Consider the following 18,367-nt stretch of genomic DNA (forward strand, 5'->3'; position numbering starts at 1 on the left):
CGGGGCTCTCGGGGTGTTCTCAGACCGTGCCGATGAGCTCGAAGCCGGCCTCGTCGACGGCGGTGCGCACGGCCTCTTCGTCCAGTGCGGCCTCCGAGGTGACGGTGACCTCGCCGGTCGAGGCGACGGCCTTCACCGAGCTGACGCCGGGGAGTTCGGAGATCTCGCCGGAGACGGCGCCCTCGCAGTGTCCGCAGCTCATCCCGCTGACCTTGTACGTGGCGGTGATGCTCATGTCGTAACTCCTCGTGGAGGCGTGTGGGGCTGAGGGGGCCCAGGGGGGAGCCCCATACCCACAGAGTATACCCCTAGGGGGTATTAGTCCAAGAGGGGGACCGACCGAGCCGGTCGCCGACCATCGGGTCCAGGTAGCGGATCAGGACGTTCTTCAATTCCTGTATGTACGCGTCGCGTTCGGCGCCCTCGTGGGCGAGTACCAGCTCCAGGCCGGCCATGTACATCCCCAGGACGACTTGCGCGATGCGGGTGACGCCGGTGGCCGGGGTGTCCGGCAGGAGTGAGGCGAGCAGGTCCTCCACCCGGGAGAGCAGGGTCGCGTGCAGCGCGTCGTGGTCCTCGGCGATCCGGCCGGGGACGTCGGGACCGTGCATCAGCGCGAAGAAGACGGGGTGTTCGCAGTTGAAGGCGATGAAGCGGTCGACGGCCGCGCCGACGGCCTCCTCCAGCGGGGTCGCGGGGTCGACCGGCGCGAGCGCCTCGCCGTACGCCTCCCGCATCTCCCGCATGAGCCGGTCGCCCAGCTCGATCGCGATCGCTTCCTTGTTCGGGAAGAACTGGTACAGCGTGCCCGGCGAGACACCCGCCTCGCGGGCGATGGCGTTGGTGCTGGCCGCCGTGTAGCCGGTCGTGCAGAAGACGTTGGCCGCGGCCTCCAGCAGTTGGGCGATGCGGCGCTCGCCGCGGGCCTGGCGCCGGCGCGGCTGGTCCTTCTTCTCCTGCTGCTCCTGGTTGTCGGGCACGCGGTTATCCCCAGCTCTTCGAACATCATTGACAAACACGAGTGACCGCTCGCATTCTGGAGTCGGAACGCGAGCGACGTCTCGTGTTTTCCAGTCTATGGTTTCCACGGTGGAGGGGACACCGCACCATGACCGAAGTCAACAGCCCACCTCGGGTCGGAGCCTGGACCCGCTTCGTCACCGCACGACCCCGGTTGTCGCTGCTCGCGGCCCTGGTGCTGACGGCCCTCGCCGTGCTGGCCGGCAGCGGTGTGGCCGACCGGCTGGGGAGCGGCGGCTGGGAGGACCCGGCTGCCGAGTCGACGTATGCGACCAGGGCACTGGAGCGTGAATTCCCCGACTCCCAGCCCAACTTCCTGCTGCTCGTGGACGCGGGCAGCGCCTCGGTCGACGATCCGGCGGTCGCCGCCGAGGCAGAGCGTCTCGCCGAGCGGCTGGCAAGGGAGAAGGGCGTCATAGGTGTCGGCTCCTACTGGCAGGCCGAGCCCTCGGCGGCTGCCGCCCTGCGCGCCGAGGACGGACACGAAGCGCTGATCGCCGCCCGCCTCACCGGCGACGAGACGGCGATGGGCGAGACCCTGGACCGCATCCTGCCCTCGTTCCGCGGCACGCACGGCCCGGTGGAGGTGAAGGTCGGCGGCATGGTCGCCGTGCGGCACGAGATGCAGGCGATCATCCAGGAGGACCTGACCCGCGCCGAGGTGATCGCCCTGCCGGTGACCCTCGTCCTGCTGGTGATGGTCTTCGGCAGCGCGGTCGCGGCGCTGCTGCCGCTCGGCATCGGCATCGTCGCGATCCTGGGGACGAACGCGATCCTGCGCGGCCTCACCGAGTTCACCGACGTCTCCATCTTCGCGATCAACCTGACCACGGCGCTGGGCCTGGGGCTGGCCGTCGACTACGCCCTGTTCATCGTCCGCCGCTACCGCGAAGAACTCTCCACGGGAGCCGAGCCGTTGACGGCGGTCGGCACCACCCTGCGCACTGCGGGCCGCACCGTCCTCTTCTCCGCCCTCACGGTCGCGGTGTCGCTGGCGGCGATGCTGCTCTTCCCGCAGTACTTCCTGCGGTCCTTCGCCTACGCCGGCATCGCCGTGGTGCTGCTGGCCGCGGCGGCGGCGCTGATCCTGCTCCCCGCGGCGCTGGTCCTACTGGGCCACCGGGTGAACGCACTGGATCTGCGGAAGCTGTTCCGGCGCGGGAGGCCGTCCAAGGCGACGGTCGTCGCCGACACCTCGGGCTGGGCGCGCACCGCGTCCCTCGTGATGCGCCGCGCCCCGTTCTTCGCCCTGGGCACCACCGCCGTGCTGGTCCTTCTGGGCCTGCCCTTCCTGGGCGTGAAGTTCGGCACGGCGGACGACCGCCAGCTGCCGGCCGGCGCCGAGTCCCACGTCGTGCAGCAGCACATCCGGGAGGGCTTCCCGGGCAGCCCCGGCGGCGGCTTGGAGGTGCTGGCCGAGGGACGGGCGACCGAGGCGCAGTACGCCGCCTACAAGCAGCGGATCGCCGCCCTCCCCGACGTGCTGCGGGTCGAGGGCCCGCTGGTGAAGGGCGACTCGGCCTACTTCACCGTGCAGCCCGAGGGCGAGCCGGTCGACGACCCGGCCCAGCGACTCGTCGGCGAACTACGGGAAACGGACGCCCCCTTCGACACCAAGGTGACCGGCACCGCGGCCGTCCTGGTCGACTCCAAGGACGCCATCGCCGAGCAACTGCCCTGGGCGGCGGCCTTCATCGCCATAGTCACCCTGCTCCTGGTCTTCCTCCTCACCGGCAGCGTGCTCATCCCCATCCAGGCGGTGGCACTCAACGCGCTCAGCCTGACGGCGATGTTCGGCGCGGTGGTCTGGATCTTCCAGGACGGCCACCTCTCCGGCCTGCTCGGCTTCACCAGCCCCGGCTCCATCGAGACCACCCTCCCGGTCCTGATGTTCTGCGTGGCCTTCGGACTCTCCATGGACTACGGCGTGTTCCTGCTCTCCCGCATCAAGGAGGAGTACGACCACACCGGCGACCACGAGCAGGCAGTCCGGCACGGCCTGCAGCGCACCGGCGGCCTGATCACCGCCGCCGCCGTCATCCTGGCCGTGGTGATGGTCGCCATAGGCACCTCCCGAGTAACCAACACCAAGATGCTCGGCCTGGGCATCGCCCTGGCGGTCCTCATGGACGCCATGATCATCCGCAGCCTCCTGGTCCCAGCGGTGATGCGCCTCACAGGCAAGGCGACTTGGTGGGCACCGGGTCCGTTGCGCCGCCTGCATCAGCGGTTCGGCTGGAGCGAGGGACAAGGTGACAGCCCACGGTTGAACAGCGCGCCCCAAAGGGGCGCGGGGAACTGCGCGACCAGCCACGATGGCGCAGCAGACGACAACCGGCATATCGAGGCACTCACCCCGGAGGCCAAGGCACATGCGCGCAGTGATGTTCGAGCGGTACGGGCAACCGCCCGAGGTCAGAAATGACGCCCCCGACCCCACCCCCGCCCCCCACGGAGTGACCGTAAGGGTCGAAGCAACCGGCCTCTGCCGCAGCGACTGGCACGGCTGGCAAGGCCACGACGAGGACATCACGCTCCCGCACGTCCCGGGCCATGAACTCGCCGGTGTCGTCGAGTCGGTGGGCGACCGAGTGACCGCATGGCGCCCCGGCGACAGAGTCACCGTCCCCTTCGTCTGCGCCTGCGGCACCTGCGCATCCTGCGCGGCGGGCGACCAGCAGGTGTGCGAGCGCCAGACCCAGCCCGGCTTCACCCACTGGGGCTCGTTCGCCGAGTACGTCGCGCTGGACCACGCCGACGTCAACCTCGTCGCCGTGCCCGACGGCATGTCGTTCGCGACGGCGGCCTCGCTGGGCTGCCGGTTCGCGACGGCGTTCCGGGCGGTGGTGCAGCAGGGCAGGGTCGCGGCGGGGGAGTGGGTCGCCGTGCACGGCTGCGGGGGCGTGGGCCTGTCGGCGGTGATGATCGCGGCGGCGTCCGGGGCGAGGGTGATCGCCGTCGACGTATCCGCCGGGGCCCTGGACCTGGCAAGGAAGTTCGGGGCGGCGGAGTGCGTGGACGGGACGGGGACGCCGGACACGGCGGCGGCGATCCGCGACCTCACGGGCGGCGGCGCCCACCTCTCCCTGGACGCCCTCGGCGCACCCGCGACCTGCGCCGCCTCCGTGAACGGCCTGCGTCGCCGGGGCCGGCATGTCCAGGTCGGTCTGCTGCCCTCGCCCACGGGCACCACCCCCGTCCCGATGGCCCGCGTGATCGCCCTGGAACTGGAACTCCTCGGCAGTCACGGCATGGCGGCTCACACCTACCCGCCCATGCTGGAGCTGGTCCGGACCGGCGCCCTGCGCCCCGACCTCCTGGTCACCTCCACCATCACGCTGGACGCGGCACCGTCGGCCCTCGCCGCGATGGGCACGGCACCGGGAGCGGGGGTGACGGTCATCGAGCCGTGGAGCTGAACGAGCCGCGCCTGCCCGGCCGCGCTTCCCGGGCAGGCACAGGACATCCAGCCCTGTCGACGGGCGGTTCAGTCCTCTCTACGGGCGCGGTTCCCCGGGCGGGAAGCGACCCATGCCCGGACGGTGTCCGCGTACCAGTAGGGTTTGCCGCCCTCCACATGGTCGGGTGGCGGCAGCAGCCCGTGCTTGCGATAGGACCGCACGGTGTCCGGCTGCACCCGGATGTGCGCCGCGATCTCCTTGTAGGACCAGAGCCGTCGGTCGGTCATGAGGTGCACCTCCCTGCGCGCACCGCGGCGGCAGCCGGGAACGGCCGTCGGGGGTACCGGGCGCTGCGCTGGCGATCACAAAGCCTGTGTCTGGTGAACGACGCAGAGTGAGCGCGGGTCAGGTCTGTGCACGGGGTGTGACGGATGACTCGCGAACATGCGACATGTGTGACACGAGGGAGTTATTTGTGACACGAGGGTTGCTTGCTGCGGGCCGGTGGGGGCTGGTCGCGCAGTTCCCCGCGCCCCTAAGGGGGTTGCAGTACAGCGCCCCGTAAGGGGCGCGGGGAACTGCGCGAACAACCCCCACAACCCGCACCCGCCGGCCCCTCCCGCAACCCACCAGCCCAGTAGGCGCCCCTACGCCCCGCAAGACCTCAAAAACGCCCGCGTCCGCACCGCAATAGGCAACGGCACATCCGCCGCACACGGATACATGTCCTGCTCCACGATCGCGAACAGATCCACATCCAGCCGCTGCGCAGCCTCCAGCACAGGCCCCAACGCCGGCACCCCGGAGGGCGGTTCGCACATCACACCCCGCGCCACCGCAGGCCCGAACGGCGTCCCCTCCGCCCGTACCTCCGCCAGGATCTCCGGATCCACCTGCTTGAGATGCAGATACCCGATCCGTGAACCGTACGTCTCGATGAGCTTGACGCTGTCCCCACCGCAGTACGCGTAGTGCCCGGTGTCCAGGCACAGCGACACCAGATCGGAGTCGGTCGCGTCGAGGAACCGGACGACGTTCTCCTCGGAGTCGATGTGCGTGTCGGCGTGCGGATGGACGACGATCTGCAGGCCGTATTCCTCCCGCACCCGACGCCCCAGCTGCTCGGTCAGCGAGGCGAGGTTCCGCCACTGTTCGGCCGTCAGAGAACTCGGCTCCAGCACCTCACCGGTCTTGTCGTCCCGCCAGAAGGACGGGATGACGACCAGATGTTTCGCCCCCATGGCCTGCGCGAGCACCGCGTTGTCCGCGACATGCGCCCACGTCTTCTCCCACACGGCCTCCCCGTGGTGCAGCCCCGTGAAGACCGTCCCGGCCGACACCTTGAGGCCACGCCGCGCGGTCTCCTCGGTGAGCACGGCGGGGTCGGTCGGCAGATAGCCGTACGGGCCGAGCTCGATCCACTCGTAGCCGGACTGCGCGACCTCGTCCAGGAAGCGCTGCCAGGGAACCTGCTGAGGGTCGTCGGGGAACCACACACCCCAGGAGTCGGGCGCCGACCCGACCCGGATGCGGGACAGTGAGGACTGTGGTGACAACGAAGTCATGGCGGCCAGCTTCCGGTCGCACAGCGGGGCCTGTCAAGGTCTGGTCCGAATGTCTGGACAAAACATTGACAGGGCTCGCCATCGGGGTCTAGAAAGCCGGAGAGAGCCGATACGAAGGGAACGCGATGGCGTACGACCTGATCACCATGGGGCGGATCGGCGTGGACCTCTATCCGCTGCAGACGGGTGTCCCGCTGCCGCAGGTGACGTCCTTCGGCAAGTTCCTCGGCGGCTCGGCGACGAACGTCGCGGTCGCCGCGGCCCGCCTCGGCCGCCGTACCGCCGTGATCACACGTACCGGCGACGACCCGTTCGGCACCTACCTCCACGAGGCGCTGCGGGACTTCGGCGTCGACGACCGCTGGGTCACCCCGGTCGCCGGACTGCCCACCCCCGTCACCTTCTGCGAGGTCTTCCCGCCGGACGACTTCCCGCTGTACTTCTACCGCCGTCCCAAGGCCCCGGACCTGGAGATCGACGCCCATGAGCTGGACCTCGACGCGATCCGCGACGCGAGTGTCTTCTGGGTGACCGGCACGGGCCTGAGCGAGGAGCCGAGCCGTACGGCGACCCTCGCGGCCCTCGCCCACCGCGCCAAGGCCGGTACGACGGTCTTCGACCTCGACTGGCGCCCCATGTTCTGGGCCGACCCGGCCGAAGCCCGCCCCTTCTACACCGAGGCCCTGCGCCACACCACCGTCGCGGTCGGCAACCTCGACGAGGTGGAGGTCGCCACCGGTGTCCGCGAACCGCACGCCGCCGCCCGCGCACTCCTCGACGCCGGCGTCGAACTGGCCGTCGTCAAGCAGGGCCCCAAGGGCGTCCTCGCCGTCAACAGCAAGGGCGAAAGCGCCGAAGTCCCGCCCCTCCCCGTGACCGTCCTCAACGGCCTCGGCGCCGGTGACGCCTTCGGCGGGTCCCTCTGCCACGGCCTCCTCGAAGGCTGGGACCTGGAGAAGATCATGCGGCACGCCAACGCCGCCGGTGCCATCGTCGCCTCCCGACTGGAGTGCTCGTCCGCCATGCCGACCCCCGCCGAAGTGGAAGCCGCCCTCACCGCGGGAGCCGTTCTGTGACCGTCGACATCGAGGCGCTGGTCCGCACCCGCAGCCGCCACCCCGAGGCCATCACCGAGGCGGCCGCCCGCCGCATCCGACGGCCGCTGATGGGCGACTCGGGCCGACTGATGATCGTCGCCGCCGACCACCCCGCCCGCGGCGCGCTCAGCGTCGGCGACCGCAAGTTCGCCATGGCCAACCGCGTCGACCTGCTGGAACGCCTCTGCCTGGCCCTCGCCAGGCCCGGCGTCGACGGCGTCCTCGCCACCGCCGACATCCTGGACGACCTGCTGCTGCTCGGCGCCCTGGACGGCAAGGTCGTCATGGGCTCGATGAACCGCGGCGGCCTCCAGGGCGCCTCCTTCGAACTCGACGACCGCTTCACCGGCCACCGACCCCAGGACATCGAGCGCCTCGGCTTCGACGCGGGCAAGCTGCTGCTGCGGATCGACTTCGACGACCCGGGCTCCCTCACCACCCTGGAGTCCACGGCCCGCGCGATCGACGACATGGCGGCCCGCGGGCTCCCCGTGTTCGTCGAGCCGTTCATCAGCCGTCGGACGCCCGAGGGAAAGCTCCGCAACGATCTCTCCGCCGACGCCGTCACCAAGTCGATCGCCATCGCCTCCGGCCTGGGCGGCACCTCGGCGTACACCTGGCTGAAGGTCCCCGTCACCGACAACCCGGACGACATGGCCCGGGTCATGGAGACCTCCACCCTGCCCGCCGTGCTGCTGGGCGGCGATGTCGGGGACGATCAGGACGGCGCGTACGAGAAATGGCGCGGCGCCCTCCAACTGCCCACCGTCCAGGGCCTGGTGGTCGGCCGTTCGCTGCTGTATCCGGCGGACGGCGATGTGGCCGCCGCCGTGGACACCGCCGTAGGACTGCTGTGAGGGCCGCATGAGCAACGAGTTGTACGTCCCGAAGGGCGCCACCGCCGACCCGCACTACGCGCTCGACATCGACCCCAAGCTGGCCGGGTGGACCCACTCCAGTCTGCGGATCGTCGAGCTGGAGGCGGGTGGTTCGCACACCTTCACCACCGGTGACAGCGAGTGGATCGTGGTGCCGCTGAGCGGTGGTTGTACGGTGCAAGTGGAGGACGAGGTATTCCAACTCCTGGGCAGGGAGAGCGTGTTCGCGTCGGTCACCGACTTCGCGTACGCGCCCCGAGACGCCCGGGTACAGATCGCCTCCGGCGCGGGAGGCCGCTTCGCCCTGGCAGGAGCGAAGTGCGAGCGACGACTCCCCGCCCGCTACGGCCCCGCGCCGGAGGTTCCCGTCGAGCAGCGCGGCAGCGGCAACCGCACACGCCATGTGCGCAACTTCGCCTCCGCCGACGCGTTCGAATGCGACAAGCTCATCGCGGTCGAGGTGATCACACCCGGCGGCAACTGGTCCTCGTATCCGCCGCACAAGCACGACGAGCACCGGCCCGGCGAGGAAGCGGAGCTCGAGGAGATCTACTACTTCGAGATCGACGGCCCGAACGGCTTCGGCTATCAGCGCGTATTCCCCTCCCGTGAGGGCGGATCGGACGTCCTCGCGGAGGTCCGCTCCGGAGACGCCGTCCTCGTCCCCGACGGATGGCACGGCCCGTCGATCGCCCAGCCCGGCCACGACATGTACTACCTGAACGTCATGGCGGGGCCCGGCGAGACTCGGGAGTGGCGGATCTGCTTCCACCCGGACCACACGGAGGGTTACCGATGACCTCAACGACGAGGCTGACGGTCGCGCAGGCGCTGGTGCGCTTCCTGTCCGTCCAGTACACGGAGCGGGACGGCATACGGCACCGGCTCATCGACGCCACCTGGGGCATCTTCGGCCACGGCAACGTCGCCGGGCTCGGCCAGGCGCTGCTCGAGTACGCCGATGACATGCCCTACCACCAGGGCCGCAACGAGCAGTCCATGGTGCACGCGGCGATCGGTTACGCCCGCCAGTCCAACCGCCTCTCCACGCACGCGGTGACGACCTCCATCGGCCCGGGCGCGACCAACCTGGTCACGGGCGCCGCCCTCGCCACCATCAACCACCTTCCGGTGCTGCTCCTCCCCGGCGACATCTTCGCCACCCGCCCCGCCGACCCGGTGCTCCAGCAGCTCGAAGTGCCGTACGCGGGCGACATCTCGGTCAACGACAGCCTCCGCCCGGTGTCGAGGTACTTCGACCGGATCCACCGCCCCGAGGCCCTGATCCCGGCGGCCCTGCAGGCGATGCGCGTACTCACCGACCCGGTGGAGACCGGCGCGGTGACCCTCGCGATGCCCCAGGACGTCCAGGCCGAGGCCTATGACTGGCCGGACGAGTTCTTCGCCGAGCGGACCTGGGTCGTACGACGGCCGGGAGCGGACCCGACCGAGCTCGCCGAGGCCGTGAACGCGATCCGCGCCGCCCGGCGCCCGCTCGTCGTCGCGGGCGGCGGCGTCCACCACAGCCGTGCCGAGGAGGCGCTGGAGGAGTTCGCCCGCACCACCGGCATCCCGGTCGCCTCCACCCAGGCGGGCAAGGGCTCCCTGCGCTTCGACCACCCGCAGGACGTCGGCGCCGTCGGCCACACCGGCACCGCCACCGCCGACGAACTCGCCCGCACCGCCGACCTGGTGATCGGCGTCGGCACCCGCTACACCGACTTCACCACGGCCTCCGGCACCCTCTTCACCGGCGAGAACGTCCGCTTCCTCAACCTCAACATCGCCCCGTACGACGGCCACAAGCTCTCCGGTCTGCCGCTGATCGCGGACGCCCGCAGCGGCCTCCAGGAACTCACCCAGTCCCTGGGCATGCACGGCCACCGGGTCCCCGACGCGTACGTCACCGAGTACAGCGAGGACAAGGAGCGCTGGGAGCAGCGCGTCGACGCCTGCTTCGAGGCCGACGAGCCCGATGTACGCCCGACGCAGCCGCAGGTCATCGGCGCGCTGGACGCCATCGTCGACGAGTCGGACATCATCATCAACGCGGCCGGCTCGCTCCCGGGCGATCTGCACAAGCTGTGGCGGGCGCGCTCGGCGGACCAGTACCACCTGGAGTACGGCTACTCCTGCATGGGCTACGAGATCCCGGCCGCGATCGGTGTGAAGCTCGCGGCGCCCGACCGTCCCGTATGGGCGCTGGTCGGCGACGGCACCTACCTGATGATGCCGACGGAGATCGTCACGGCCGTGCAGGAGGGCGTCGCGATCAAGATGCTGCTCGTGCAGAACCACGGGTACGCGTCCATCGGCGGCCTGTCGGAGGAGACCGGCGCCGAGCGGTTCGGCACCGCCTACCGCTTCCGCGCCGGCGACGGGACGTTCTCCGGCGCCCCGCTGCCGGTGGATCTCGCCGCCAATGCCGCCAGCCTCGGCATGCGCGTGCTGCGTGCGAAGACCGTCGCCGACCTGCACGAGGCGCTCGCCGAGGCGCGCGCCGCCGACACTCCCACATGTGTCTACGTCGAGACCGAAACGGCATACACAGTGTCGGGCCCGCCTCCGGCGCAGGCCTGGTGGGATGTACCTGTGGCCGAAACCGCGACCCGTTCGTCGGCGGTGAAGGCCCGCGAGGAGTACGACCGGCACGTCAGCGCCCGACGCCGCCCTCTGTGAAGGAATGACTGGAGCTCAGCCATGACGAAGATCGTCAACCACTGGATCGGCGGCAAGACCGTCGAAGGCGCGTCGGGTACGTACGGGCCGGTCACCGACCCTGCCACCGGCGCGGTCACCACGAAGGTCGCGTTCGCCTCGGTCGACGAGGTGGACGCGGCGGTGCAGGCCGCCAAGGAGGCCTACGTGACCTGGGGCCAGTCCTCGCTGGCCCAGCGCACCAACATCCTGTTCAAGTTCCGGGCGCTGCTGGACGCCAACCGGGACGCGATCGCCGAGCTGATCACCGCCGAGCACGGCAAGGTGCACTCCGACGCGCTCGGCGAGGTGGCGCGCGGCCTGGAGATCGTCGACCTGGCGTGCGGCATCAACGTGCAGCTGAAGGGCGAGCTGTCGACGCAGGTCGCCAGCCGCGTGGACGTCGCCTCCATCCGCCAGCCGCTGGGCGTCGTCGCGGGCATCACGCCGTTCAACTTCCCGGCGATGGTCCCGATGTGGATGTTCCCGATGGCCATCGCGTGCGGCAACACCTTCGTGCTGAAGCCGAGCGAGAAGGACCCGTCGGCGTCGATGAAGCTCGCCGAGTTGCTGGCGGAAGCCGGGCTGCCCGACGGCGTCTTCAACGTCGTCCACGGCGACAAGGTGGCCGTGGACCGCCTGCTGGAGCACCCCGACGTCAAGGCGGTGTCGTTCGTCGGCTCGACCCCCATCGCCCGCTACATCCACACCACCGCCTCCGCCAACCACAAGCGCGTCCAGGCGCTGGGCGGCGCCAAGAACCACATGCTGGTCCTCCCGGACGCCGACCTGGACGCGGCAGCGGACGCCGCGGTCTCCGCCGCCTACGGCTCCGCGGGCGAGCGCTGCATGGCGATCTCCGCGGTCGTGGCCGTCGGCGCGATCGGTGACGAACTGGTCGAGAAGATCCGCGAGCGCGCCGAGAAGATCAAGATCGGTCCCGGCAACGACCCCACGTCCGAGATGGGCCCGCTGATCACGAAGGCCCACCGCGACAAGGTGGCGTCGTATGTGAAGGGCGCCCCGGCGCAGTACGCGAAGGTCGTGCTCGACGGCACCGACTTCACGGTCGAGGGCTATGAGGACGGTCACTGGATCGGCATCTCGCTGCTCGACAAGGTGCCGCCGGGCTCGGACGCGTACCGGGACGAGATCTTCGGCCCGGTGCTGTGCGTCCTGCGCGTGGAGACCTACGAGCAGGGCGTGGAGCTGATCAACAACTCGCCCTACGGCAACGGCACCGCGATCTTCACCCGGGACGGCGGCGCCGCCCGCCGCTTCCAGCTGGAGATCGAGGCCGGCATGGTCGGCGTGAACGTCCCGATCCCGGTCCCCGTCGGCTATCACAGCTTCGGCGGCTGGAAGGACTCCCTCTTCGGCGACCACCACATCTACGGCAACGACGGCACGCACTTCTACACCCGCGGCAAGGTCGTCACCACCCGCTGGCCCGACCCGGCCGACGCCCCGGCCGGCGTCGACCTGGGCTTCCCGCGCAACCACTGAGCGACACAGCTGAGCCCGGGCACCGCACGTGCCCGGGCTCCGTCATGTCACTGGCCGTTGGCTTCCTTGAGCGCCTCGGTGAGGTCACCGGTCTGCGCGGCGGGCGGCGCCGCGATGTCGGCCGTGGCGCCGAACTTCTCGAAGTCCATGGTGACCGACATGGTGCCGAACTCCTGCGATATGCGGACCGGCAGGTCCTTGGCGCCCACCCAGACGTCCATGGTGATCGAGTCGCCGCCGCCGGTCAGCGAGTTGAAGAGGTTGCCCTCGTCGCTGTAGGCCTCCTGGAGCTTGCCCATGTTCGCCTGGTCGATCACGGCCCGGTAGTGGGTCGTGCTCTGCCCGTTGACCGTCTGCTTGCCGAGGTTCTCGACGTCGTCCGCGTACTTCAGGCCCTTCATCGTGGCCGACGGGCTGCCGCCGCTGCTTCCGCTGAGCGCGTCGGCACCCTTCTCGCCGAAGACCGCCGAGCCGTCGACCTTCATCCACTCCTTGCCGGCGAGCGGGCCGGAGGGCTGCGGGTCGACGTCGTAGTAATAGGCGCCGTCCACGAAGAGCACGCGGATCGTCGGGGCGTCCGTCAGCGTCTGCATCTGGGCGGCCTTGGTGTCCATCTCGACGTCGTACTCGTACCCGTCACCCCAGGAGTACGTGCCCTCCATGGCTATGGGGGCGCCGCCGTTCATCGTGGTGCTCATCTTCACCTCGGCCGACCCGAGCTCCTCGGTCCGGTCCGCCGCCCGCGAGAGCACCGCCTTGATCTGCTCGACGTTGCCGACCGCCTTGGCCGCCTGCTCCGCGGTCTCCTTCGTGGCCTCCGCGCCGCACCCGGCCGTCGCCACCAACGCCGCCGCCGTGAACCCCACCCAGGCAGCGGTGTGCTTCTGCTTCATCTGTCCCCACCCGTAGCTGTGAATCTACTGTGCCCGGAACTCTAGCGAGCCCCACTGACACCAGCGTCGACAGCAGCGTGATCGTCACCGCGGCACCGACCGGATCAGGTCCCGCAGCCGCTCGACGTACAACCGCATGTTCTTGTGCGCGACGTCGGTGTCCGGATAGCGGCTCGCGAACCACAGGCCCTCGTGGAGCCGGTTGATCCATACGCACACCTGGTCGCCGTAGGACACCCGCAGCAGTCCGTACGCCGCCAGCTCGGACCAGTCCGCGGAGCGGGGCAGGTCCCGTCCGTCGACGAAGGAGACGATGGAGTACAGGTCGGGCGAGGTCGGACGGAAGTCGGAGCCGAGCAGCCGCAGCACCCGGGCGATGGGCATGCGGGCCAGCGACCGGTTGGCGTGCATCTCGGCGCGTACGGCCTTCAGGGCGGCCGGGAAGTCGAGGCCCGGCGCCAGGGGAACCTCGATCGGGGCGCCGCCCACGAACCAGCCCACGGTGTCCGACCAGTGGGACTTCATCCGGGTGTGGAAGGGCACGACCGTGCGGTAGACGGACTGCCCGCCGAGCTCCCGGACGATGAGGCCGGTGGCGGCCAGGACGCCGACGAGGCTGCCGCCGTAGGGCCGGCAGTACGCCTCGAAGGCGGCGGCGTCGTCCGCGTCCACCAGCGTCTCCCGCATCAGCTTCTGGGTGGGCAGCCCGGCGTCGGGATCCAGGCCGAGGTCGACGGGGAAGTTCGGCAGCCTGCCGTCGCAGCGGCGGATGAACTCCCGCCAGCGGGCGACGATTTCGTGGCTCTCGTCGATCCGGTCGGCGTCCGCCCGCTCGATCTCGCAGAAGTCGACATAGCTGCTGACCGGGTCCCGCGGAGCCGGACCGCCCTCGACGCCGGTCGTGTACAGCTCGTGGATCTCGGCGGGGATGCGCTGGATCGAGTAGGAGTCGACGTTGCTGTGGTCGAAGGCCATGTACACGCTGGTGGAGTCGGAGCGGACGACCGCCGCGTACATGAGGTTCGGCCAGCGCAGCGCGTCCGCCGTCGTGTCGAAGCGGTCCTGGAGGTGCTGGACCAGTTCGGCGGCGTCGGGGAAGTCGCCGACGTCCTCGCGGTGCAGGGACACGGCACCCGGGGCAAGAGTGAAGCGCCGTAGCGCGTCGCCGTCCGGCCGGAAGCCGCTGCGCAGCGTCTCGTGCCTCAGGGTCCAGCCCCGCAGCGCGTCCTGCAGCGCGTCCAGGTCGACCCGGCCCGGGATGTCGAAGGCCGTACCGAGCCAGGTCGGCACGAACAGGCCGTCCTCCCGCACACTTCGCGCCGTTTTGATGTGCGACTCCTGGATGTACGCCGGTGGCCGGGTGTCATCCGGCAGGCCCGCCGCCGCCTCCACGGTCGCCGGGCTGAGCGTCCACTCGACGAGCCGTCCGGGCCGGACCTCGCAGCGCTGGATGTCAGTGATGCGCACAGGGCGTCTCCGTTCGCGAAGGGGGCAGACCTTCAAGGATCTGCCGGGGCGCCCCCGGAAACCCGCCGTGTCGTGATCTTTCAATGGATCGAGTGGCGCTTCGAACAGCGGTTCTTGTACGGCAGTGCGCGTACCACGGGCGCGGTATACGGGACGGTGCGTGTACGCCCCTGGGAGGTCAGAGGGTTCCGCCCAGAAGCTGTCGGGGGCCGACAGGTTGGCCGCGTACCGTTGACGCATGGATCTTCGACTGCCCGGACTGCGTGGGCCAGGGCGGCCGCGGCGGCTTCTTACCGCCGCGGCCGCCCTTGTCGTCCTCGCCGGCGCCGGTACGTGGACGGCCGTCGCCTCCGACGACGCGCCCGCGGTGCACCGCGCCGACCGGGTGATGGCCGTGGGTGACGGGGTGCGCGTCGACACCTCGTACTTCACCTCCGGCGCGGACGGCCGCCGCCCCGCCGTCCTGCTGGCGCACGGCTTCGGCGGCAGCAAGGACGACGTACGCGAGCAGGCCGAGGACCTCGCCGCCGACGGCTACGCGGTGCTGACCTGGTCGGCCCGCGGCTTCGGCAAGTCGACCGGCAAGGTCGGCCTGAACGACCCGAAGGCCGAGGTCGCCGACGTCTCCCGGCTGATCGACTGGCTGGCCGAGCAGCCCCAGGTCCAGCTCGACAAGACCGGCGACCCGCGCGTGGGCATGGCCGGAGCCTCGTACGGCGGCGCGATCTCCCTCCTCGGCGCCGGGTACGACGACCGGGTGGACGCCATCGCCCCGGCGATCACCTACTGGAACCTCGCGGACGCCCTGTTCCCGAACGGCGTCTTCAAGAAGCTGTGGGCGGGCGTCTTCTTCAACACGGCGGGCGGCTGCGACAAGTTCGAGACGCGGCTCTGCGAGATGTACGACCGCGTCGCTGAGTCCGGCACCCCGGACGCCGAGGCACGGCAGCTCTTGGAGGAGCGCTCACCGTCGGCCGTCGGCGACCGCATCAAGGTGCCCACCCTGCTGATGCAGGGCCAGACGGACTCCCTCTTCCCGCTCGGCCAGGCCGACGCGGCGGCGAAGGCGATCCGCGCCAACGGAGCCCCCGTCGACGTCGACTGGATCTCCGGCGGGCATGACGGCGGCGATCTGGAGGCGAGCCGGCTCAACGCGCGCGTGGACTCCTGGTTCGACCGCTACCTCAAGGACGACAAGAGCGCCGACACCGGCCCCGCCTTCCGCATCACCCGCACCGGCGGCGTCGACTCCACCGACGGCGAGGCCACGCTGCGCGGTGCGAGCGGCGACACCTACCCGGGCCTGGAGAGCGGCCAGAAGTCCGTCGCCCTGACCGGCCGCGAGCAGACCTTCGACAACCCGGCCGGCGCCAACCCGCCGGCCATCTCCGCCCTGCCCGGCCTCGGCGGCGGCGGACTCGCCCAGCTCTCCTCGCTCGGCGTCGGTATCTCGCTGGACTTCCCCGGCCAGTACGCCGCCTTCGAGTCGGCCCCCGTCGGCGACGACCTGCGCATCACCGGATCGCCGACGGCCACCGTCCACGTCAAGTCCACCAGCGACGACGCCGTCCTCTTCGGCAAGGTGTACGACGTCGGCCCCGACGGCGCCCAGCAGGTGCTGCCGTCCCAGCTGGTGACGCCCCTGAGGGTGACGGACGCCAAGGCCGGCAAGGATGTCACGATCACGCTGCCCGCCATCGACCACAACGTCGACAAGGGCCACCGGCTGCGCCTGGTCCTCTCCTCCACGGACCTCGGCTACGCCTCGCCGGCGGCCCCGGCGACGTACACCGTCTCCCTGAAGGGCGACCTGTCGGTGCCCACGGCCTCCGGCGTGAGCACGGCGGCGGCTCCGCTGCCGTCCTGGGTGTGGTGGCTGCCGCTCGCGGGCGCCGGCATCGCGCTTGCCCTGCTGCTGACCGCCCGCCGCCGCACCGCGTCCGCGCCCCCGGACCCCGCACTCGCCGAAGTTCCGCTCCAGATCACGGACTTGAGCAAGCGATACTCGAAGTCGTCCGACCGTTACGCGGTCAAGGACCTGTCCTTCCGCGTCGAGAAGGGCCAGGTGCTGGGCCTCCTCGGACCGAACGGCGCGGGCAAGACCACGACCCTGCGCATGCTGATGGGCCTGATCACCCCGGACGGCGGCGAGATCCGGGTCTTCGGCCACGCCATCCGGCCGGGCTCCCCGGTGCTGTCCCGGGTCGGCGCCTTCGTCGAGGGCGCGGGCTTCCTGCCGCATCTGTCCGGCCGGGAGAACCTGGAGCTGTACTGGGCCGCGACCGGCCGCCCCGCCGGGGACGCGCACATCGAGGAGGCCCTGGAGATCGCGGGCCTCGGCGACGCCCTCGCCCGCGCGGTGCGCACGTACTCGCAGGGCATGCGCCAGCGCCTCGCCATCGCCCAGGCCATGCTCGGCCTGCCGGACCTGCTCATCCTCGACGAACCGACCAACGGCCTCGACCCGCCGCAGATCCGCGAGATGCGCGAGGTGCTGATCCGGTACGCCGCCGCCGGACGCACGGTGATCGTCTCCAGCCACTTGCTGGCGGAGGTCGAGCAGTCCTGTACCCACCTCGTGGTGATGGACCGGGGCCGACTCGTACAGGCGGGCCAGGTCGGAGAGATCATCGGCTCCGGCGACACCCTCCTCGTCGGCACCGGTACGCCGGTGGAGGGACCCGTCGTGGAGAAGGTCGCGGCGCTGCCCGGCATCAGCTCGGCCGTGTCCACCGACGACGGCCTGCTGATCAGGCTCGACGGTGACGGCACACCACAGCGCCTGGTCGCCGAACTCGTCCGCCTCGACATCCCCGTCCAGTCGGTCGGCCCGCACCGCCGCCTCGAAGACGCCTTCCTCACCCTGATCGGAGGCTCCGCATGAGCACGCTCACCGAGGGAACCGGCCGCTCCGAAGAGACCGGCCGCCCCGAGCCGCTCGTCGAGCGCGCCGAAACGGCGTCCGGCTATCGCCCGGGCCGCACCCTGCCGCTCCGCGTCGAGCTGCTCCGCCAGCTCAAGCGGCGCCGCACGCTGGTCATGTTCGCGATCCTCGCCGCCCTGCCGTTCGTGCTCGTCGTCGCCTTCGCGATCGGCGGCGAGCCCGACAGCGGCGGTGGCGAGCGGATCACGCTGCTGGACACGGCCACGCAGTCCGCCGCCAACTTCGCCGCGGTGAACCTGTTCGTGTCCGCGGGCTTCCTGCTGGTGATCCCCGTCGCCCTGTTCTGCGGGGACACGGTCGCCTCGGAGGCCGGCTGGTCCTCCCTGCGCTATCTGCTCGCCGCACCCGTGCCACGCGCCCGGCTGCTGTGGTCCAAGCTCGTCGTCGGCCTCGGCCTCAGCCTGGCCGCGATGATCGTGCTGCCGCTGGTCGCGCTGGCCGTCGGCGTCGCCGCCTACGGGTGGGGTCCGCTGCAGCTGCCGACCGGCGGCGCGGTGGACGCGGGCACGGCGGCGCAGCAGCTCGTGGTGGTCGTCGGGTTCATCTTCGTCTCCCAACTGGTCACCGCGGGGCTCGCGTTCTGGCTGTCCACCAAGACGGACGCGCCCCTCGGCGCGGTCGGCGGCGCGGTCGGCCTGACCATCGTCGGCAACGTCCTCGACCAGGTGACCGCCCTCGGCGACTGGCGGCACTTCCTGCCCGCGCACTGGAACTACGCCTGGGCCGACGCCGTCCAGCCGAACCCCGAGTGGTCCAGCATGATCCAGGGCAGCGCGATTTCCGTAACGTACGCGCTCGTGCTGTTCGCGCTGGCCTTCCGCGGTTTCGCGCGCAAGGACATCGTGTCGTAGGTCAACGGAGGGTCACCCACCGGTCTCGACAGACCTGCTCCGTGCCCT

Annotated in this window: 15 protein-coding genes; 9 read left to right on the forward strand and 6 right to left on the reverse strand. The window is 70.7% G+C overall.

Translation table 11 applies throughout. From position 1 onward, the window contains the following. Positions 1 to 19: 19 nt before the first annotated feature. Positions 20 to 235: a heavy-metal-associated domain-containing protein gene (locus OG828_RS31560; RefSeq protein ID WP_328503047.1), complete on the reverse strand. Its 216-nt coding sequence runs from the start codon at positions 233 to 235 to the stop codon at positions 20 to 22. Positions 236 to 308: 73 nt separating this feature from the next. Beyond that, positions 309 to 980, reverse strand: a complete 672-nt coding sequence (locus tag OG828_RS31565; RefSeq protein WP_328440490.1) for a TetR/AcrR family transcriptional regulator — start codon at positions 978 to 980, stop codon at positions 309 to 311. 128 nt (positions 981 to 1,108) lie between these two features. Here OG828_RS31565 and OG828_RS31570 point away from each other — a divergent pair, with 128 nt between their 5' ends. Together OG828_RS31570 and OG828_RS31575 are read left to right on the forward strand one after the other, a co-directional pair. Further along, on the forward strand, positions 1,109 to 3,445 hold the full coding sequence (locus tag OG828_RS31570) for an MMPL family transporter (protein ID WP_328503048.1): 2,337 nt from the start codon (positions 1,109 to 1,111) through the stop codon (positions 3,443 to 3,445). Next, a complete protein-coding gene (locus OG828_RS31575; RefSeq protein ID WP_328503049.1) occupies positions 3,393 to 4,439 on the forward strand; it encodes a zinc-dependent alcohol dehydrogenase family protein in 1,047 nt (348 codons plus the stop codon). The genes OG828_RS31570 and OG828_RS31575 overlap by 53 nt, the downstream gene beginning before the upstream one ends. A gap of 68 nt (positions 4,440 to 4,507) precedes the next feature. On the opposite strand, the gene OG828_RS31580 is transcribed toward OG828_RS31575, so the two are convergent. Then, positions 4,508 to 4,708 (reverse strand): helix-turn-helix transcriptional regulator, encoded by a 201-nt coding sequence (locus OG828_RS31580; RefSeq protein WP_210576679.1) that lies wholly within the window; start codon positions 4,706 to 4,708, stop codon positions 4,508 to 4,510. Between the two features lie 360 nt (positions 4,709 to 5,068). Beyond that, complete coding sequence (locus tag OG828_RS31585; protein WP_328503050.1) at positions 5,069 to 5,986, reverse strand: sugar phosphate isomerase/epimerase family protein; 918 nt, start codon at positions 5,984 to 5,986, stop codon at positions 5,069 to 5,071. 125 nt (positions 5,987 to 6,111) lie between these two features. On the opposite strand from OG828_RS31585, the gene iolC reads away from it, so the two are divergent. Genes iolC through mmsA form a run of 5 tightly spaced genes read left to right on the forward strand, consistent with a single transcriptional unit; the run spans position 6,112 to position 12,164 of the window. Continuing rightward, on the forward strand, positions 6,112 to 7,062 hold the full coding sequence (gene iolC, locus OG828_RS31590) for a 5-dehydro-2-deoxygluconokinase (RefSeq protein WP_210576677.1): 951 nt from the start codon (positions 6,112 to 6,114) through the stop codon (positions 7,060 to 7,062). Continuing rightward, positions 7,059 to 7,940 carry a Cgl0159 family (beta/alpha)8-fold protein gene (locus tag OG828_RS31595; protein WP_328503051.1) on the forward strand — a complete coding sequence of 294 codons (882 nt, stop codon included), beginning with the start codon at positions 7,059 to 7,061 and terminating at the stop codon, positions 7,938 to 7,940. The genes iolC and OG828_RS31595 overlap by 4 nt, the downstream gene beginning before the upstream one ends. Positions 7,941 to 7,947: 7 nt before the next feature. Next, positions 7,948 to 8,760 carry a 5-deoxy-glucuronate isomerase gene (gene iolB, locus OG828_RS31600; RefSeq protein ID WP_328364195.1) on the forward strand — a complete coding sequence of 271 codons (813 nt, stop codon included), beginning with the start codon at positions 7,948 to 7,950 and terminating at the stop codon, positions 8,758 to 8,760. Further along, complete coding sequence (gene iolD, locus OG828_RS31605) at positions 8,757 to 10,640, forward strand: 3D-(3,5/4)-trihydroxycyclohexane-1,2-dione acylhydrolase (decyclizing) (RefSeq protein ID WP_328364196.1); 1,884 nt, start codon at positions 8,757 to 8,759, stop codon at positions 10,638 to 10,640. The genes iolB and iolD overlap by 4 nt, the downstream gene beginning before the upstream one ends. Before the next feature lie 21 nt (positions 10,641 to 10,661). After that, positions 10,662 to 12,164, forward strand: a complete 1,503-nt coding sequence (gene mmsA, locus OG828_RS31610; protein WP_328364197.1) for a CoA-acylating methylmalonate-semialdehyde dehydrogenase — start codon at positions 10,662 to 10,664, stop codon at positions 12,162 to 12,164. Positions 12,165 to 12,211: 47 nt separating this feature from the next. Here the strand turns inward: mmsA and OG828_RS31615 are convergent, their stop codons facing one another. Continuing rightward, on the reverse strand, positions 12,212 to 13,057 hold the full coding sequence (locus tag OG828_RS31615) for a hypothetical protein (RefSeq protein WP_328503052.1): 846 nt from the start codon (positions 13,055 to 13,057) through the stop codon (positions 12,212 to 12,214). A gap of 84 nt (positions 13,058 to 13,141) precedes the next feature. Next, positions 13,142 to 14,524, reverse strand: a complete 1,383-nt coding sequence (locus OG828_RS31620) for a condensation domain-containing protein (protein ID WP_328503053.1) — start codon at positions 14,522 to 14,524, stop codon at positions 13,142 to 13,144. Between the two features lie 238 nt (positions 14,525 to 14,762). Between OG828_RS31620 and OG828_RS31625 the strand changes: the two genes are divergently transcribed. Together OG828_RS31625 and OG828_RS31630 are read left to right on the forward strand one after the other, a co-directional pair. Beyond that, the gene (locus OG828_RS31625; RefSeq protein ID WP_328503054.1) at positions 14,763 to 17,408 is read left to right on the forward strand and encodes a CocE/NonD family hydrolase; all 2,646 of its coding nucleotides are present in this window, start codon (positions 14,763 to 14,765) and stop codon (positions 17,406 to 17,408) included. Further along, positions 17,405 to 18,319 (forward strand): ABC transporter permease, encoded by a 915-nt coding sequence (locus OG828_RS31630; protein ID WP_328364203.1) that lies wholly within the window; start codon positions 17,405 to 17,407, stop codon positions 18,317 to 18,319. The genes OG828_RS31625 and OG828_RS31630 overlap by 4 nt, the downstream gene beginning before the upstream one ends. Positions 18,320 to 18,367 lie beyond the last annotated feature (48 nt).

The organism is Streptomyces sp. NBC_00457, assembly GCF_036014015.1.
Classification (GTDB): domain Bacteria; phylum Actinomycetota; class Actinomycetes; order Streptomycetales; family Streptomycetaceae; genus Streptomyces.

Excerpts from the sequence above, each read along its gene's own strand:
- OG828_RS31560 (WP_328503047.1), bottom strand. The coding sequence starts at position 235 with ATGAGCATCACCGCCACGTACAAGGTCAGCGGGATGAGCTGCGGACAC.
- OG828_RS31570 (WP_328503048.1), top strand. The coding sequence starts at position 1,109 with ATGACCGAAGTCAACAGCCCACCTCGGGTCGGAGCCTGGACCCGCTTC.
- OG828_RS31575 (WP_328503049.1), top strand. The coding sequence starts at position 3,393 with ATGCGCGCAGTGATGTTCGAGCGGTACGGGCAACCGCCCGAGGTCAGA.
- OG828_RS31580 (WP_210576679.1), bottom strand. The coding sequence starts at position 4,708 with ATGACCGACCGACGGCTCTGGTCCTACAAGGAGATCGCGGCGCACATC.
- OG828_RS31585 (WP_328503050.1), bottom strand. The coding sequence starts at position 5,986 with ATGACTTCGTTGTCACCACAGTCCTCACTGTCCCGCATCCGGGTCGGG.
- iolC (WP_210576677.1), top strand. The coding sequence starts at position 6,112 with ATGGCGTACGACCTGATCACCATGGGGCGGATCGGCGTGGACCTCTAT.
- iolB (WP_328364195.1), top strand. The coding sequence starts at position 7,948 with ATGAGCAACGAGTTGTACGTCCCGAAGGGCGCCACCGCCGACCCGCAC.
- iolD (WP_328364196.1), top strand. The coding sequence starts at position 8,757 with ATGACCTCAACGACGAGGCTGACGGTCGCGCAGGCGCTGGTGCGCTTC.
- mmsA (WP_328364197.1), top strand. The coding sequence starts at position 10,662 with ATGACGAAGATCGTCAACCACTGGATCGGCGGCAAGACCGTCGAAGGC.
- OG828_RS31615 (WP_328503052.1), bottom strand. The coding sequence starts at position 13,057 with ATGAAGCAGAAGCACACCGCTGCCTGGGTGGGGTTCACGGCGGCGGCG.
- OG828_RS31625 (WP_328503054.1), top strand. The coding sequence starts at position 14,763 with ATGGATCTTCGACTGCCCGGACTGCGTGGGCCAGGGCGGCCGCGGCGG.
- OG828_RS31630 (WP_328364203.1), top strand. The coding sequence starts at position 17,405 with ATGAGCACGCTCACCGAGGGAACCGGCCGCTCCGAAGAGACCGGCCGC.